The organism is Sphingomonas bisphenolicum, from assembly GCF_024349785.1.
GTDB classification, from domain to species: Bacteria; Pseudomonadota; Alphaproteobacteria; order Sphingomonadales; family Sphingomonadaceae; genus Sphingobium; species Sphingobium bisphenolicum.
The window spans coordinates 3,472,499-3,488,857 of the sequence record NZ_AP018817.1 but is presented as its reverse complement, the minus strand read 5'-3'; the positions used below and the strand labels follow the sequence as shown (position 1 = coordinate 3,488,857).

The following is a 16,359-nucleotide window of genomic DNA, read 5'->3' as shown; positions in this document are numbered from 1 at the left end:
TGCACATTGCCCTATGAGCAATATATTGCACAGTCAAGATATGCCGACGCAGGAGCGGCGCCCGGATGTCCTCGCCCATGTTGCGGGCAATGTCCGCGCGCTGCGTACCGAGCGCGGCTTCAGCCAAGATGGTTTGGCGGCGCAGGCGGGTGTGAGCCGCCGCATGATTTCCGGCATCGAAAGCGGGGAAGCGAATGTCAGCCTGTCGACGCTGGACCGGTTGGCCCAGGCGCTGGACGTCAGCTTTTCGCGCCTTGTTCGCCCGCCCGACATGCGCGACAACAGCCGGATCGACAGCTTGGCGTGGCGGGGGCAAAGCCCCGACAGCCGCGCCACCTTGCTCGGCACCGTCCCCGCCGCGCGAGAAGCCGAACTATGGACCTGGTCGCTGGCCGCGGGCGAAACCTATCCTGCCGAAGCGGATGCGGCCGACTGGCACGAGATGCTCTATGTCATGGAAGGCGTGTTGACGGTCGAGAGAGAAGGCGCCGATCCCCAAATAGTGGTGGCCGGCGACTTTCTCATCTTCACCAGCGATCGGCCCTATATCTTCGTCAATCACGAAGCAGGGCCGGTGCGGTTCGTCCGAAACGTCGTCTTTTAAGCGACAGGGGCGTCAGGCCCGCTCACTCGTTCCGCAGATCGCTGCCCGCCTTTTCCAGCGAGGCGCCGACGTCGCGCTTCGTCTCGCCGGCTTCGCGCTTGGCATCGGCTGCGGCCTTGTCGGTCGCCGCGCCGATCTTGTCCGCACCATGATCGATCGCGCGGCCGGCGTCATCAAGGCCGTTATCGATCTTCGCGCCGGCACGGTCTACCGCCGAACTCACATCATTGCCGATCGCCGATCCGGCATTGTCCAGATTGTCCTGCGCCTTTTCCGAGCAGGCGGACAGGCCGGCGACGGTCAGCAGCGCGGCGGCGGCGATAAGGGAAGTGCGCATCGTGGCTCCTCTTGCCATTGAATGGAGCCCCATAAGCGCAGGAAGCGGCAGAAGGTTTCGCCCGCATACACTATCCGCCGCGCAGGCCGAATACCATCGACCGGTCGGCTTCGGGGATCAGCCCTTCCAGCACGCGCCAGAATCCGGTGACCGATCCCTGTCCCGCCTGAGCATAAGCGGTCGCCATCTTTTCGCGCAGCGCGCGGAACAGTTCCGCCTCCAGCGCCTTGCCCGACGGGCTGAGCCGCAGCAATTTCTGCCTGCGATCGCTCGCACCCACCCGCGTCTCGATATAGCCGCGCTCCACCAGATCGCTCAGCACCCGGCCCAGGGATTGCTTGGTGATCGCCAGCAGCCGCAGCAGGTCTTTGACGGTCAGGTCCGGCTGGCGCGAGATGAAGTAGAGTGCGCGATGATGCGCCCGGCCCAGGCCCTGCGCAGCCAGCCCCTCATCGATCGATCGGGTGAGCGCCGAATAGCCGAAATACAGCATCTCTATCCCTCGCCTGATCTCGTCCTCGCGCAGGAAGAGAGGGGACGCAGGCGAGATCGGGGCGGGCGAGGCGGGGGAACTGGAAACCGACATGAAGGGGTGTGATCCGGCAAAGAGACAAAGCGCATATTGGCGTCACGAAACTATCATGACTAGGCTTTCCTTTCGCCGATGACGCGTTATATGGCGATCCGCGCCGAGATGATCGGCCCTGCTGGGGCGTCGCCAAGTGGTAAGGCAGCGGCTTTTGATGCCGCCATTCGCAGGTTCGAATCCTGCCGCCCCAGCCAGTTTTCTCTCAAACTACCGCAAAACCTGAACTTTCGGATGGCGGCCTGCGGACTTCAGCCGTCATGCCCGCGACATTGGACGAAGTCATCAACTGTCGGCGCCGCGGGCCTTTGGGCCGCAAATCCGTCTTCCAGTCATAGGCAACGCTTCGTCGGCCTGTTTCGCACGGATGGTTCGAATAATCGCTTGGGTTGATGCAAGCGGTCCAAACGATGCTATAGTCGCTGGTAAAGGGGCGCTGATGCGAATTGTCATTATCGACGACAGCGGGTTGCGCGCGACCGTGCTGGAGCAAGGTCTGCGAGACGCCGGCTATGACGACATTCACATCGTTCCGCCCCGCGGCGCCTTTGTCGCACGATTGGAACGTATGGCCCCTGATGTCGTGCTGATGGATCTTGGCAGTCCCAGCCGCGACACTCTGGAGGAGATGCTGATCGTCAGCCGCGCCTTGGCCCGTCCTATCGCCATGTTCGTCGATCAATCGGACGAGGCCATGATCGGTGCCGCAATAGATGCGGGCGTTTCCGCCTATGTGGTTGACGGTTTACGCAAGGAGCGCGTGAAGCCTGTGCTGGAACTTGCGGTCCGGCGCTTCAACGCCTTCGCCAAGATGCAGGCCGAACTGAACGAGGCCCGCACGGCGCTTTCCGAGAGGAAAATTATTGATCGGGCCAAGTCGATCCTGATGAACCAGCGCAATCTCTCGGAACAAGACGCCTATGCGCTGCTGCGATCGGGAGCAATGAACCAGGGGAAGAAGATTGTCGACGTGGCGCAGGCGCTGATTACCGCGAGCGACCTTCTGGGAGGGGGCATATGACGACGACAGTGAAGATCGCCTTCCTGCCTTTGAATGACGCCGCCGTGCTGGTCGCCGCGCGCGACATGGGATTTGCCGAAGCCGAAGGCCTGGATTTGGAGCTTGTGCGGACGACCAGTTGGGCGACACTTCGCGACCGCCTGGTATTCGGACAGGTCCATGCCGCGCAAATGCTGGCGCCCTTGGCCATTGCGGTGACTTTGGGGCTGAGCCAGCAGCCCGCCGCCTTGGCCGCTCCTTACAAGCTCAACGTCAACGGCAATATGCTGGTGATGGCGACCGATTTTGCCCAGGCGCTCGACCAGAGCGTGGCGGCGCGGCTGGCCGATCCATTGGGCACGGCGCATGATTTCGCAGCGGCGATCGGCCTTTGGCGGCGTAAGCCGATCATCGGCGTGGTCCATCGCTTTTCCAGTCATTCCATGATGTTGCGTTATTGGCTGGCAAGTGCGGGCATCGATCCGGACCGGGATGTGGTGTTGCGCGTGCTGCCCCCATCGTTGACGGTCGAAGCACTGCGCGCGGGCGAGATTGACGGCTTCATCGCGGGGGAACCCTGGGGTAGCGCGGCCGTCGAAGAAGGCCTGGCGGAAACGGTGGCGATCGGCGAACGCATCTGGCAGCGCGGGATAGAAAAGATACTAGCTTTTCGCGAAGCCTGGCTGGAAGACAATGCAGAAACGGTCGACCGCCTGTTGCGGGCGTTGGCGCGCGCGGCTGTCTGGTGCGATAATCCGGCCAATCACTCGGCATTGGCTGCCTTGCTCGCCAATCCACGCTATGTCGATCAACCGGCGGAGTTGATCGGTCGCGCATTGAGCGGCCAGATTGTCGCGCGTTCGGGGGAGGCGCCAATCGCCCATCCTGACTTCATGCTTTTCGCACGCGAAGCAACGTTTTTCCCGTGGCGCAGCCAGGCCCTTTGGATATATTCTCAGCTTGTGCGCTGGAAGATGGTCGAGCATTCGCCCGACAATGCCGCAAAGGCAGGCGCGGTGTTCCGACCGGACATATTTCGCCGTGCACTCGCCGAAAGCGATGTCGCCATGCCGGGCGCCAGTATGAAGCTGGAAGGGGCGGTGGATCTGCCATTGGCGGTAGGATCACGGCGGGGCGAATTGACGCTGGGGCCGGATCGATTTTTCGATGGGCGTGTGTTCGACCCGGAAAAGATCGACGAATTTTTGGCCGGCTTCGGAGCGCCACGCTGAATTGACGTGGAATTTTGTGCCTTGCAACATGGCGCGAATCACGAGATAAGATAGCCGTCGCGCGACGAAGCGCGCTTATCAGGATGCGCCGTCCCAATGATGGGATCGCCATTCTCATCATATCTCGCAGCAAAGCCGCTGACCGGATTCATCCAATGGGTGACGTCCGGCCTGCGGCTTTTTTCGTGTCCATTTTCCGCATATTGGGGAGCGTCATATGGCTACCGCTTATTGGGATCGTGAAGAAGGAGGCGCGCCGCCCGCCGTCGCGACAAGCTTCTGGAAGGCCGGCCACACGCCGACCTTGATCGCTGCCTTTCTGTATTTCGACCTTGCCTTCATGGTGTGGGTGCTGCTGGGGCCGCTGGCGCCCATGATCTCCAAGACATTGATGCTGACTCCGGCGGAAAAGGGCCTGATGGTCGCCACGCCGACCCTTGCGGGCGCGTTGCTGCGCGTGTTCAATGGCCTGCTGGTGGACCGGATCGGGCCGAAGCGGTCGGGTGCGATCAGCCAGATCATCGTCATCGTCGGTTTGTTCAGCGCCTGGGCGATGGGTGTCAACAGCTTCGGCGGGACGCTGATGCTGGGCGTTATTCTGGGCTTTGCAGGGGCCAGTTTCGCAATCGCGCTGCCGCTTGCCAGCCGCTGGTATCCGCCCGAGCATCAGGGCAAAGCCATGGGTCTTGCCGGAATGGGGAATTCGGGCACGGTTCTGGCATCGCTGTTCGCGCCGATGCTGGCCAAGGCTTTCGGCTGGAACGCGGTCCTGGGACTTGCCTGTATCCCCCTCTCGATCGTCTTCGCGGCCTATATGGTCATGGCCAAGGACGCGCCGAACCCGCCCGCCCCCAAGAAGCTGATCGACTATTTCCAGCCGCTTGGAAATGCTGATGCGTGGTGGCTGATGGCCTTTTATGCCGTCACCTTTGGCGGCTTCGTTGGCCTGGCCGCATCCTTGCCGATATATTTTACGGACCAGTTCGGCCTGACCCCGATCGTCGCAGGATATTGCACCGCCGGTTGCGTTTTTGCAGGATCGCTGGTCCGTCCGTTGGGCGGCGCGCTCGCCGACCGGATCGGGGGCGTGAAGACGTTGACGATGGTCTATATCGTCGCCGCGCTGGCGCTGGCGGGTGTCGCTTTCGCAACGACGCTGGTGGGCGCGCTTGGCTGTTTTGTCCTTGCCATGCTGGCGCTCGGCACGGGCAACGGCTCGGTATTCCAGTTGGTGCCGCAGCGATTTCAATCCGAAATCGGCGTGATGACGGGGCTCGTCGGCATGGCCGGGGGTATCGGCGGCTTTTATCTCGCAAGTTCGCTGGGCATAGCCAAGCAACTGACGGGCAGCTTTTCGTCAGGCTTCCTGATCTTCGCGGGGTTTGCGGTGATCGCGGTGCTGAGCCTTACCCTGGTGAAGGCCAGGTGGCGCGCCACCTGGACCAGCGGCGCGCGTATCTGACTGTAGAGCATGGACGGCGGCCCATCGCAGGCCGCCGTCTTCCATTGCATCCAGTCCGAAGGGGGGACTTCCATGAAATATCTTCTTGCATCGGCGGCCGTGCTGGCCGTCGCGGCGCCGGCCTGCGCCCAGGACATCACGCTGAAACCTGTCGCCGAAGCGCGGCTTCGCTATGAGCATGTGGATCAGGACGGCCTGTCCAAAGAGGCCGATGCCCTCACAATCCGGGCTCGGGCCGGACTGACCGCCACGAGCGGCGCGATCAGCGCGACAGTCGTGGGACAAGGGACGCTGGCAGTGGTGGACCATTATTATGACGGGTTGAATGGCGCAGCGATCCGCCCGCTGGTGGCCGACCCGCAGAATATCGCCCTCTATGTCGCGCAACTGCAATATAGGAGCAAGGCGATCACATTGACCGCCGGGCGACAGAAGATCGCGCTGGATGATGAACGGTTCGTCGGCAATGTCGGCTTTCGCGACAATGCGCAGACGTTCGACGCGGTGCGCGCGGAACTGGTGCCCATCAAGGGCCTGAAACTGGATGTCGCCTATGCGTGGAGCGTGCGCACGATCTGGGGCGTGGACGGGATTGGCGCACGGCAGCAGGCCGTAAGCGGCGACAATATATTCGCGAACCTGTCTTACGCCGCGCCCATCGGAACGATCACGGGCTTTGCCTATCTGGTGGATCAGGATGAGGCCGCAGTGCAGGCTTTCCGCCTTTCGAGCCAGACCTACGGCGTGCGGCTGGCAGGCGGCGGGGCCCTGTCGAAGACGATGAAGATCGGCTACCAGCTCAGCTATGCGCGCCAGTCTGATTATCACGCCAATCCGAATGCCTATGATGCTGATTACTGGCTGGCCGACGCTACGCTGGAAATGAAAGGCTGGAAGCTGAACGGCGGCTATGAAGTGCTTGGGGCCAGCGATGGTCTGCCTTTCACCAGTTTTCAAACGCCGCTTGGGACCAATTTCAAGTTTCAGGGATGGGCCGGCAAGTTTCTGACGACGCCGGGCAATGGCGTGCGCGATCTTTATGTCGGGGGCAGCTATGGCTGGAAGCAGATGGGGCCGCTGATTGGGGTTGCGCTGGGCGCGAGTTGGCATCGTTTCGACGCCGATCGCCTGAATCAGCATTATGGCAATGAAATCGACATTCTCGCATCTGCGAAGGTGAGGAAGGCGATGCTGTCGATCCGCTATGCGCATTATGATGCGAGCACCCTGGCCACCAATACCGATAAGCTGTGGTTGCAGGCCGATTGGGCCATTTGATTTGCAAAGCGTTCGAGGAATCACTTGAGCCCTCGGCTGATTTGCCATATGCTGCGCTGCAAAGGACAAGGATGTCCTTCTTCACATAGCCGATCCGGTTCAGCGACGAACCAGCTAGGCACATATGATGGCAAAGCCGCCATTCTGACTTCGGTTTTTAACCGAGGCCAGAATGGCGGCTTTTTTGTTTTCTGGAGTCATGGGGATGGAATTGCAAGACGGTTTGGGGCCGGTGACGAGCAGCGAGGATAATGTCCTCGTCCCGATGGACGATGTCCGGGAGCATCTGGTGGTCGTGGGTAACGGCATGGCCGGCTGCCGCGCGGTGGAGGAATTGCTGGCACGAGATGCGGGACGTTATCGCGTCACCATCTTCGGGGCCGAACCCCATGTGAATTATAATCGCATCATGCTTTCGCCGGTGCTCGCCGGGGAAAAGACGTTCGATGACATTATCATCAACAGTCGTGCCTGGTATGATGACAATGGAATCGATCTGATCGTGGGCGATCCGGTAACTGCGATCGATCGGGTCGCCAAGACCGTTACCAGCCAGGCCGGCCGCACCATTGGCTATGACAAGCTGTTGATTGCGACCGGCTCCGATCCGTTCATCATTCCTGTGCCCGGCAAGGACCTGCCCGGCGTCATCAGCTTTCGCGACATGAAGGATGTCGACACGATGCTGGCCGCAGCGCAAGCGGGCAAGGCATCGGGGGAGGCAGCGCCGTCGTGATCGGCGGCGGACTGTTGGGATTGGAGGCGGCGCATGGCCTGACTTTGCGCGGTATGAATGTGACCGTGCTGCACATCATGCCCACGCTGATGGAACGCCAGCTCGACGAAGCGGCCGCCTGGCTCCTCAAGAGCGCGCTGGAAGGGCGGGGGCAGACCGTGCTGACGGGCGCCGATACGGCGGAAATCTATGGCGAAGGCAAGGTCGAGGGCGTCCGCCTGAAGGATGGCCGCGACATTCCCGCCAGTCTGGTCGTGATGGCGGTCGGAATCCGGCCTTCGGTAGCATTGGCGCGAGAAGCGGGCCTGGATGTAGGACGGGGCATCAAGGTCGACGATCATATGGTCACCAGCGACGCGGACGTTCTGGCGGTCGGTGAATGTGTCGAGCATGACGGCAATGTTTACGGTCTCGTCGCACCGCTGTGGGACATGTGCCGCAGTTTGGCCGATGGACTGACCGACCGGCATAGCGGGTATAAAGGTTCCGTCACATCGACCAAGCTCAAGGTTGCAGGGCTGGACGTTTTTTCCGCCGGCGATTTCTCTGGTGGCGAAGGGTGCGAGGATATCGTCCTGCGCGACGCATCTCGCGGCGTATATAAGCGCGTTGTCGTGAAGGACGACAAGGTCGTCGGCGCAGTGCTGTATGGCGATACCGCGGATGGCGGCTGGTATTTCGACTTGCTCAGGAAGCAGGAGGATGTGGCCGATATCCGCGACCTGCTGATTTTCGGCCAAGCCTTCGCCTCGGGAGGGGGCGCACTGGACCCTAAGGCGGCCGTTGCGGCGCTCTCGGACCATGCCGAGATATGCGGCTGCAACGGCGTCAGCAAGGGCCAGGTCGTGGCCTGCATCGAACAGGGCGCATGTAGCTTGGATGCGGTGCGTGCGGGATGCAAGGCATCGGCGAGTTGTGGCAGCTGCACCGGGTTGGTGGAAAATCTGATGGCCGTGGTGCTGGGCGACGATGTCCAGTCCGGTCCCAAAACCATGTGCAAATGCACCAGCTTCGGCCATGACGATGTCCGCCGCGAAATCGTGGCGCAGGATATGCGTTCTATCCCTGAGGTGATGCAGAAGCTGCACTGGTCGACTCCTGATGGTTGCTCGTCCTGCCGCCCGGCGCTCAACTATTATCTGCTCTGCGCGTTGCCGGGCGACTATGTCGATGACCAGCGGAGCCGTTTCGTCAATGAACGGATGCACGCCAATATCCAGAAGGACGGCACCTATTCCGTGGTGCCGCGGATGTGGGGCGGCCTTACCAACCCGCGCGAGTTGCGTGCGATCGCCGACGTGGTTGAAAAATTCAACGCGCCGATGGTCAAGGTGACTGGCGGCCAGCGGCTCGACATTTTTGGAATCAAGAAGGAGGATCTGCCAGCCGTCTGGGCAGATCTGAACGCCGCGGGGATGGTGTCCGGCCATGCCTATGGCAAGTCGCTGCGGACGGTAAAGACCTGCGTAGGGTCGGAATGGTGCCGCTTCGGCACGCAGGATTCGACCGGCCTTGGCGTCAAGATCGAGCGGATGACCTGGGGGTCATGGATGCCCCACAAGTTCAAGATCGCGGCGTCGGGCTGTCCGCGAAATTGCGCGGAGGCGACGATCAAGGACTTCGGTGTCGTGTGCGTGGACTCAGGCTATGAACTGCATGTCGGGGGCAATGGCGGGATTCACGTCCGCGTCACCGACCTACTCTGCAAGGTCACGACGGAGCAGGAGGCGATGGATTATTGCGCCGCCTTCATTCAGCTCTATCGCGAGGAAGCCCGCTATCTGGAGCGTACGGCGCCTTGGATCGAGCGCGTCGGTGTCGACTATGTCAAACAGCGGATCGTTGAGGATGGTGCTGGTCGCGAAGCACTGCGTTGCCGTTTCCTGTATTCACAAAGCTTCAGCCAGGATGACCCTTGGGCTGAACGCGCTGACGGCGCGCATGGCGAGTTGCACCAACATATCGCCGAAGTGCGGCCGATGGAGATGGTAGGATGATTGGCGATTGGCTCGACATCGGTTCCGTGGATCAGATCACGCCCGGCAACGCGCGCACCTTGCCGGTGCGTGGCGGCGACGAGATCGCGATCTTTCGCACGCTGACGGGTGACTTTCATGCATTGGTCAATCGCTGCCCGCACAAGCATGGCCCGTTGTCGCAGGGCATTGTTCATGGCGGCGTCGTCACCTGCCCGCTGCATAGCTGGCACATTTCGCTGAAGACGGGAGAGGCGCTGGGCGAGGACAAGGGTTGCGTGCCTGTGATTCCGCTCAAGATCGATGCAGGCCGCATCTTCCTGCTGCGGTCGGCCGTGATGGACAAGCGGGCGGCATGACCGAAGCGATCCGCACCACCTGCGCCTATTGCGGCGTCGGCTGCGGCATTGCGGCGACGCCTCTGGGGCCGCGCTCGGTCGCCATTCGGGGGGATGAGGCGCATCCGGCGAATGCCGGGCGGCTCTGCTCGAAGGGCACGCATCTGGGCGAAACCGTGGCGCTGACCGGACGACTGCTTCATCCTGTCATCGGCAGCAAGCGGGCAAGCTGGGACAAGGCGCTCGATCTGGTCGCAAAGCGCTTTCGCGAAACGATCGCGCGTCATGGTCCGGACAGCGTCGCCTTCTACGTTTCGGGCCAGTTGTTGACCGAGGACTATTATGTCGCGAACAAGCTGATGAAGGGTTTCATCGGTTCGGGCAATATCGACACCAATTCCCGCCTTTGCATGTCCAGTGCGGTCGCCGGGCATAACCGCGCATTTGGCGAGGATGTGGTGCCTGCCCGATATGAGGACCTGGACGAGGCGGACCTGATCATATTGGTCGGCTCCAATACGGCTTGGTGCCATCCCATCGTCTATCAGCGGATACAGGCTGCCCGCGCGGCGCGGGGGACGAAGCTGGTGGTGATCGATCCGCGCCGCACGGAAACGTGCGAAGGGGCGGATTTGCATCTGGCGGTAAAGCCAGGCACGGACGTTGCATTGATGAACGGACTGCTTGCCTGGTGTGACCGGCATGGTGGCACCGATCCCACATTCATGCAGCGGCACGTAGATATGCCCGAGGACTTTTGGGAGCATGTCCGGTCCGGGCATGACCTGTGGACCACGGCGAAGACGTGCGACCTTGCACCGGCCGTGCTGCAGCAATTTTTCGAGCTGTTTGCCGCGACGCCGCGCACCGTCACATTGTTTAGCCAGGGCATCAATCAGTCGATCCGCGGCACCGATCAGGTCAACGCGATCATCAACGTTCATCTCGCTACCGGCCGCATAGGCAAAGCTGGGGCCGCTCCCTTTTCGATTACGGGTCAGCCCAATGCGATGGGCGGCCGGGAAGTCGGTGGCCTTGCCTCGACCCTTGCCGCGCATATGGATTTTGCGCCCGACAACGTGGCGCGGGTCGGCCGCTTCTGGGCGGCGCCGAACATGGCGACCAAGCCGGGTCTGAAGGCGGTGGACCTGTTCCGAGCGATGGATGAAGGCCGGATCAAGGCGTTGTGGGTGATGGCGACCAACCCCGCCATATCGCTGCCCGATGCGGGACGCGTGCGCGAAGCGATGGCGTCATGCCCGTTTGTGGTCGTGTCGGACATAATGGCGGATACGGACACCAGCGCGCACGCCCATGTCCGCCTTCCGGCCGCCGGTTGGGGAGAAAAGGACGGCACCGTGACGAATTCGGATCGTACCGTCAGCCGTCAGCGTCCCTTTCTGCCATTGCCGGGCGAGGCCCGGCCCGACTGGTGGATCATCAAGGAGGTCGCGCGCCGCATGGGCTGGCGCAATGCCTTTGCCTATGATCGTCCGGCGGAAATCTGGCGCGAACACGCACGCCTGACGGCCTACCAGAATGACGGGCAGCGACTGTTGAACCTACGTTCTCAGGCCGCCATGGGCAATGAAGCCTATGACGCGATGCAGCCCTTTCGCTGGGGGGGACGCCCTTCGCGGATGGCCGGTTTCCGACAGCCGATGGCAAGGCGCGGCTGGTTCTGACCAGGCAGATGACTGTGGCAGAACCGCTCAAGGCATGGCCGATGACGCTCAACACCGGACGGTATCGCGACCAGTGGCATACGATGAGTCGCACGGGTCTGTCGCCCAAGCTGGCGCGGCATCGCGAAGAGCCGATGGTCGAAATCCATCCTGACGACGCAGCGGCGCTGGGTGTCGCCGACCGCGATCTGGCGCAGGTGCGGACGGCGCAAGGTCAAAGCATTTTTCGCGTGGCATTGAGTGAGGGGCAAAGGCGAGGTGAGATTTTCACGCCTATCCACTGGACCGATCAAAATGCGAGCGGCGGGCGAACCGGACTGCTGGCCCGTCCGCTGGTCGATCCGCATTCCGGTCAACCCGGCTTCAAATCTACGCCCGCCAGCATTGAACGGGTGACGACGCAATGGCGGGGCTTCCTGATCCTGCGTGGCGATGAGCCGGTGCGGCCGCAATGCCTGTGGGCAACGCGTATCACCGTGCCGGGCGGGGCGCTGTACGAACTTGCGGGCAATGGCGACCCGGCGCGACTGGAAGGGCTTATGCCGCAGGGAGACCGGGTCGAAGCCATGGATGCGTCGCGTGGCACACGTCGCATTGCCACCATTAGTGAAGGTCGGCTGGGCGGGGTGATGATGGTGACGCGCACGGGCCTGCTGCCATCGCGCGACTGGCTTATCCGGCAACTGGAGGCGGAAGGGGTGGGTGGCTCGGTTCTCGCCGCGCGCGGTCCCGGCAGCCAACCGGACAAGGGCGCAACCATCTGCGTCTGTTTCGATATCGGCCTCAATCAGATCGTCGCGGCCATTCGCGAGCAGGCGCTGGTGGACGTCCCGGCCATTGGCAAGGCGCTCGGCGCGGGGACGAATTGCGGTTCTTGCCGCCCCGCACTTGCCAACATCCTGAATCAAGCCACCCAGGAGACGCTCCATGCAGCAGAATGATCTGTCCGATGACTTGATCGCGCCGGGTGAGGTTTGGCTGGTCGGTGCCGGGCCGGGCGACCCGGACCTTCTGACCCGTAAGGCGGAAAAGCTTATCGCGGCGGCGCAGATCGTCTTCTATGACGCACTGGTCGGCCCGGCCGTCCTCGACCTGATTCCGATGGGCGTAGAGCGGGTCAGCGTAGGAAAACGTTCGGGACGTCATTCCAAGGACCAGCGAACGATAGACGAGATGCTCGTTTCTGCTGCGCTGGCAGGGAAGCGGATTGTGCGGTTGAAGGGAGGCGACCCCGCGATATTTGCGCGCGCGACAGAGGAGATAGCCGCTCTGCGCGCTGTAGGTGCCAGCGTGCGCATCTGTCCGGGCATAACTGCCGCCAGTGCGGTCGCCGCTTCGGCTGGCATCTCCCTTTCGCTGAGGGGGGTGGCGCGCCGCGTTCAGTTCATAACGGCGCATAGCCGTAGAGGGCAGGCATTGGATTTGGATTGGAACGCATTGGCTGACCCTGCCTGTACGCTTGCCGTCTACATGGGTAGAGACGCCGCGCCTGAACTGAGCCAGGCGCTGATCAAGGCAGGATTGCCTGGGGCAACGCCCGTCCTCATCACTTGTGACGCGTCGCTGCCTGACGAACGGCGACTACGCACCCGGCTCGATCTGCTGCCGCTCGTTGCGTCTGCATTTGCAGAAGATCGGCCTGCGCTCATACTGATCGGGGAGGCGGTGGCTCATGCGGATGCCACTGTACCTGCCGCTGCCCTCGAAGCTCATCCTGCCGTCTTATAGCAATGGAAATCGCTGCGGCGCCCGAACATCCTGTACGGCAATGACGGCCGGACGGGGTCTGGCCCTGCGCCGACAGGGTGCCGAAAAGCGAGTCCTCGCAAGATGGCAATAGATCCTAAGTTGCCGCTTCTCCCTGGCCCGGCCCGCAGCTAAAACCTTGGGCCAAAGCAGGAGTAGCGCATGGACCGACAGCCCGCCGTCACGATCGAGGCCATCATCGACGCCGTCCGCATCATCGCCCCTGCGGCGGTGCGCACGCCGCTGCTAGAAAATCATGCGCTCAACGACCGGCTGGGCCGCCGTGTCCTGCTGAAGTTCGAAGGGGCGCAGCGTACCGGATCGTTCAAGTTCCGCGGCGCTTACAACCGCCTCGCCCGCCTTGATGCGCAGCAGCGGGCGGCCGGCGTCGTTGCCTGGTCGTCGGGCAATCACGCCCAGGGCGTAGCCGCTGCGGCCCAACTGCTCGCCATGCCGGCGACCATCGTGATGCCCGCCGATGCACCCGCGATCAAACTGGCCAATACCCGCGCGCTGGGGGCGGAGGTCGTCACCTATGACCGCCACAGCGAAAGTCGCGAAGAAATCGCCACCGCACTGGCACGCAGCCGGGGCGCGACGCTCGTGCCGTCCTTCGACGATCCTTTCATCATCGCAGGGCAGGGGACGGCTGGCCTTGAAATCCTCGACCAGGCGGCGGAGGCGGGTGCCATCATCGGCCAGATTCTCGTCTGTTGCGGCGGCGGCGGCCTGACCGCTGGCATCGCGACGGCGGTGAAGGCGCGTGCGCCTGATATCGCCGTATATACCGTAGAACCCGCCGATTTCGACGATACCGCCCGGTCGCTCGCCAGCGGCGTGCGCGAAAGCATAGCGTCGGACGCCCGCAGCATCTGCGACGCGCTGATGGCGCCCAGTCCCGGCGCGATGACCTTCCCGATCAACCGGGCGCTGCTGTCCGGCGGCCTCGTCGTCAGCGACGATCAGGTGCGCGACGCCATGCGCTTCGCCTTTTCCACGCTCAAGCTGGTGGTGGAGCCGGGTGGGGCGGTCGCGCTGGCGGCGATGCTCCATGACCTCGCGCCGTCGTGCGATGGCGCGAGTGTCGTCCTGCTGTCCGGCAGCAATGTCGACCCCGCAGCCTATGCGGCGATTATCGGCGGTGGTCCGGCATGATCGACCCGCGCGCGATCCGCACCTTCCTGGCGGTGTGCCGCGCCAACAGCATCAGCGGCGGCGCGCGTGCGCTCAACATTTCGCAGCCGTCGGTGTCGAATGCCATCGCGCAACTGGAGCAGTCGCTGGGCGTCTCGCTGTTCGAACGCTCGCGTAGCGGGATCCGGCTCACGCCGGAAGGGCAGGCGCTGCTCCGCCGCGCCGAGGCGATGGACAGCCTTCTCGCCGATGTGCAGGCGGAAGTGCAACTCGCCAGCCGCGGCATTGTCGGACCGTTGCGGATCGGCGGCACACCCGGCGCGCTGGTCAGCCTGTTGCCCGACGCGGTACACCGGCTGGAGGCGCGGATCGGCCGCTTCGCGCTGCATGTCGTGGAGCGGCCCGACCATGATCTGGCCGCGATGCTCCATCGCGGCGACATCGAACTCGCCTTCGTCACCACCGGCATCGACGAACCGCCGGAGGGCATAGAGGAGCGGACTTTCTCCCGCGATCCCTTCGCCCTGATCGTGGGCAAGCAGAACGACCATCTCCCCGCCAGCCTGTCGTTGCGCGACACTGCGCTGATGCGCTGGGTCTTGCCCGAAGCGCGCGGCGCTTTCCGCCGGCAGGTGGACGCCCTGTTCATGGCCGCCGACATTCCCGTGCCGCAGGACATAATCCGCTGCGATTCCCTGCTCACCACCAAGGCGATGGTGCGGGGCAGCCAGCGCGTCACCATCTTGCCGATGCAGGTCGCGTCAGCCGAACTGTCGATTGGCGTACTGCGCGCCATCACCATCGAGGAAGCCGCCTTTCCACGCAGCATCGGCGTACGGATGCTGGCAGGCGGGCGGCTGTCCCGACTGGGCGATGCGCTGCTCGACGTTCTTATTCATAGCTCCAAGCTATGACGTTCGCAAAAATCATTATTTTTCTTTGGTTCGAAAGCAACGCATAAGCGTCCCAACAAGAGCTTTCGGGAGAGACCATCGTGCGGCACATCATCCGCAACATCGCTATCTTCGACGGTACGGGCAGCGCCCCGGTCGCCGGAGCGGTGGTCATAGAAGATGACAGGATCGCAGCCGTCCTGCATGACAACGCCGCCATCGCCGCCATCGCCGCGGTCGAAGCGGACAATGTGATCGACGGTCAGGGCGGCACGCTGATGCCCGGCATGGTCGATTCCCATACCCATCTCACCTGGGGCAGCTCGATCGAGAAAATCTATCACCAGTTCATCCTGCCGCCCGAAGAGTTGAAGGTCGCCGCCTGGCGCAATGCCCGGGTGCTGCTCGACCATGGCTATACCAGCCTCTATTCGGCCGGCGCGCTGGGCGACCAGATCGAGCCCGAACTGGCCCGCGCGATCGAAGCGGGCGAAACCCCCGGTCCCCGTCTCGTTCCTTCGACGCTGGAGCGCAGCCCCGAAGGTGAGGAAGGGGTCGAAACCGGAGACGTGTTCAACGGCCGCGGTCCCGACGCGATGCGCGCCTTCGTCGCCTATTGCGCAGCGGAAGGGGTGAAGTCGCTCAAGCTCGTCATTTCCGGCGAAGACGCGCTGAAGCCCGGATCGTCGGGCGACATTCTATACACCGACGCGGAAATGCTGGCGGCTGGCGAAGCCGCCAGGGATGCAGGGCTGTGGATCGCCACCCACGCCTATTCGCCCCGCGCCATCACCCTCGCGCTCGAAGCGGGTGCGCGCATCCTCTATCATTGCTCCTTCGCCGACGATGCCGCGATCGACGCGATGGCGGCAAAGAAGGACGACATCTTCTACGCTCCCGGCCCCGGCGTCTCGGTCGCCGCGCTGGAAGCCTCGCCGCCGCCGCATATCAACATGAGTTCCATGAAGGCCAGCGCGGCCGAGCGTCTGGAACTGGAGAAAGTCCTGGTTCCCAAGCTGAAGGCGCGGGGCGTACGTATCCTGCCCGGCGGCGACTATGGCTTTCCCTTCAATCCCCATGGCCGCAACGCCCGCGACCTGGAGCATTTCGTCACCTATTATGGCTTCACCCCGGCCGAGGCATTGAGCGCCGCGACCATGCTGGGCGGGCAGCTGATGGGACAGCCAGTTGGACAGGTGAAGCCGGGTTATCTGGCCGACCTGCTGCTGATCGACGGCGACCCGACGCAGGATGTCCGCATCATGCAGGATGCCAATCATATCAAGATGATCATGCTGGGCGGGCGGATGCATAAATCGCCCGCAGCGCAGCCCGTGACCGCCTGACCGGAA

12 protein-coding genes, 1 tRNA gene and 2 pseudogenes are annotated in these 16,359 nt (G+C 62.9%); 13 read left to right on the top strand and 2 right to left on the bottom strand.

Annotation, left to right across the window (positions count from 1 at the left end):
- The first annotated feature begins 25 nt into the window (after window positions 1-25).
- Complete coding sequence (locus tag SBA_RS17340; RefSeq protein ID WP_261935317.1) at window positions 26-604, top strand: helix-turn-helix domain-containing protein; 579 nt, start codon at window positions 26-28, stop codon at window positions 602-604.
- 22 nt (window positions 605-626) lie between these two features.
- Here the strand turns inward: SBA_RS17340 and SBA_RS17335 are convergent, their stop codons facing one another.
- Window positions 627-941 carry a hypothetical protein gene (locus SBA_RS17335; RefSeq protein ID WP_261935316.1) on the bottom strand — a complete coding sequence of 105 codons (315 nt, stop codon included), beginning with the start codon at window positions 939-941 and terminating at the stop codon, window positions 627-629.
- A gap of 70 nt (window positions 942-1,011) precedes the next feature.
- On the bottom strand, window positions 1,012-1,527 hold the full coding sequence (locus tag SBA_RS17330; RefSeq protein WP_224548467.1) for a MarR family winged helix-turn-helix transcriptional regulator: 516 nt from the start codon (window positions 1,525-1,527) through the stop codon (window positions 1,012-1,014).
- 122 nt (window positions 1,528-1,649) lie between these two features.
- Here SBA_RS17330 and SBA_RS17325 point away from each other — a divergent pair.
- The 12 genes and pseudogenes from SBA_RS17325 (at window position 1,650) to SBA_RS17270 (ending at window position 16,353) form a co-directional block, all read left to right on the top strand.
- Window positions 1,650-1,724: transfer RNA gene (locus SBA_RS17325), tRNA-Gln, on the top strand.
- Between the two features lie 242 nt (window positions 1,725-1,966).
- Entirely contained in the window at window positions 1,967-2,548 is a 582-nt protein-coding gene (locus SBA_RS17320) for an ANTAR domain-containing response regulator (protein WP_261936779.1), read from the top strand.
- Window positions 2,545-3,759, top strand: coding sequence for a CmpA/NrtA family ABC transporter substrate-binding protein (locus SBA_RS17315; protein ID WP_261935315.1), 1,215 nt, complete (start codon window positions 2,545-2,547; stop codon window positions 3,757-3,759). Before SBA_RS17320 ends, SBA_RS17315 begins: the two co-directional genes overlap by 4 nt.
- 217 nt (window positions 3,760-3,976) lie before the next feature.
- Entirely contained in the window at window positions 3,977-5,221 is a 1,245-nt protein-coding gene (locus SBA_RS17310; protein WP_261935314.1) for a nitrate/nitrite transporter, read from the top strand.
- Window positions 5,222-5,293: 72 nt separating this feature from the next.
- Entirely contained in the window at window positions 5,294-6,499 is a 1,206-nt protein-coding gene (locus SBA_RS17305) for a hypothetical protein (RefSeq protein WP_261935313.1), read from the top strand.
- A gap of 205 nt (window positions 6,500-6,704) precedes the next feature.
- Window positions 6,705-9,232: pseudogene (gene nirB, locus SBA_RS17300) on the top strand (nitrite reductase large subunit NirB).
- The gene (gene nirD / locus SBA_RS17295; RefSeq protein WP_261935312.1) at window positions 9,229-9,570 is read left to right on the top strand and encodes a nitrite reductase small subunit NirD; all 342 of its coding nucleotides are present in this window, start codon (window positions 9,229-9,231) and stop codon (window positions 9,568-9,570) included. The pseudogene nirB and the gene nirD overlap by 4 nt, the downstream one beginning before the upstream one ends.
- A pseudogene (locus SBA_RS17290) lies at window positions 9,567-12,175 on the top strand (molybdopterin-dependent oxidoreductase). The gene nirD and the pseudogene SBA_RS17290 overlap by 4 nt, the downstream one beginning before the upstream one ends.
- Window positions 12,162-12,962, top strand: a complete 801-nt coding sequence (cobA, locus tag SBA_RS17285) for a uroporphyrinogen-III C-methyltransferase (protein ID WP_261935311.1) — start codon at window positions 12,162-12,164, stop codon at window positions 12,960-12,962. Before SBA_RS17290 ends, cobA begins: the two are co-directional and overlap by 14 nt.
- Window positions 12,963-13,142: 180 nt before the next feature.
- Complete coding sequence (locus SBA_RS17280; RefSeq protein WP_261935310.1) at window positions 13,143-14,135, top strand: threonine ammonia-lyase; 993 nt, start codon at window positions 13,143-13,145, stop codon at window positions 14,133-14,135.
- Window positions 14,132-15,028, top strand: coding sequence for a LysR family transcriptional regulator (locus SBA_RS17275; RefSeq protein WP_224548483.1), 897 nt, complete (start codon window positions 14,132-14,134; stop codon window positions 15,026-15,028). The genes SBA_RS17280 and SBA_RS17275 overlap by 4 nt, the downstream gene beginning before the upstream one ends.
- An 80-nt stretch (window positions 15,029-15,108) precedes the next feature.
- Window positions 15,109-16,353 carry an amidohydrolase family protein gene (locus tag SBA_RS17270; protein ID WP_261935309.1) on the top strand — a complete coding sequence of 415 codons (1,245 nt, stop codon included), beginning with the start codon at window positions 15,109-15,111 and terminating at the stop codon, window positions 16,351-16,353.
- Window positions 16,354-16,359: the final 6 nt, after the last annotated feature.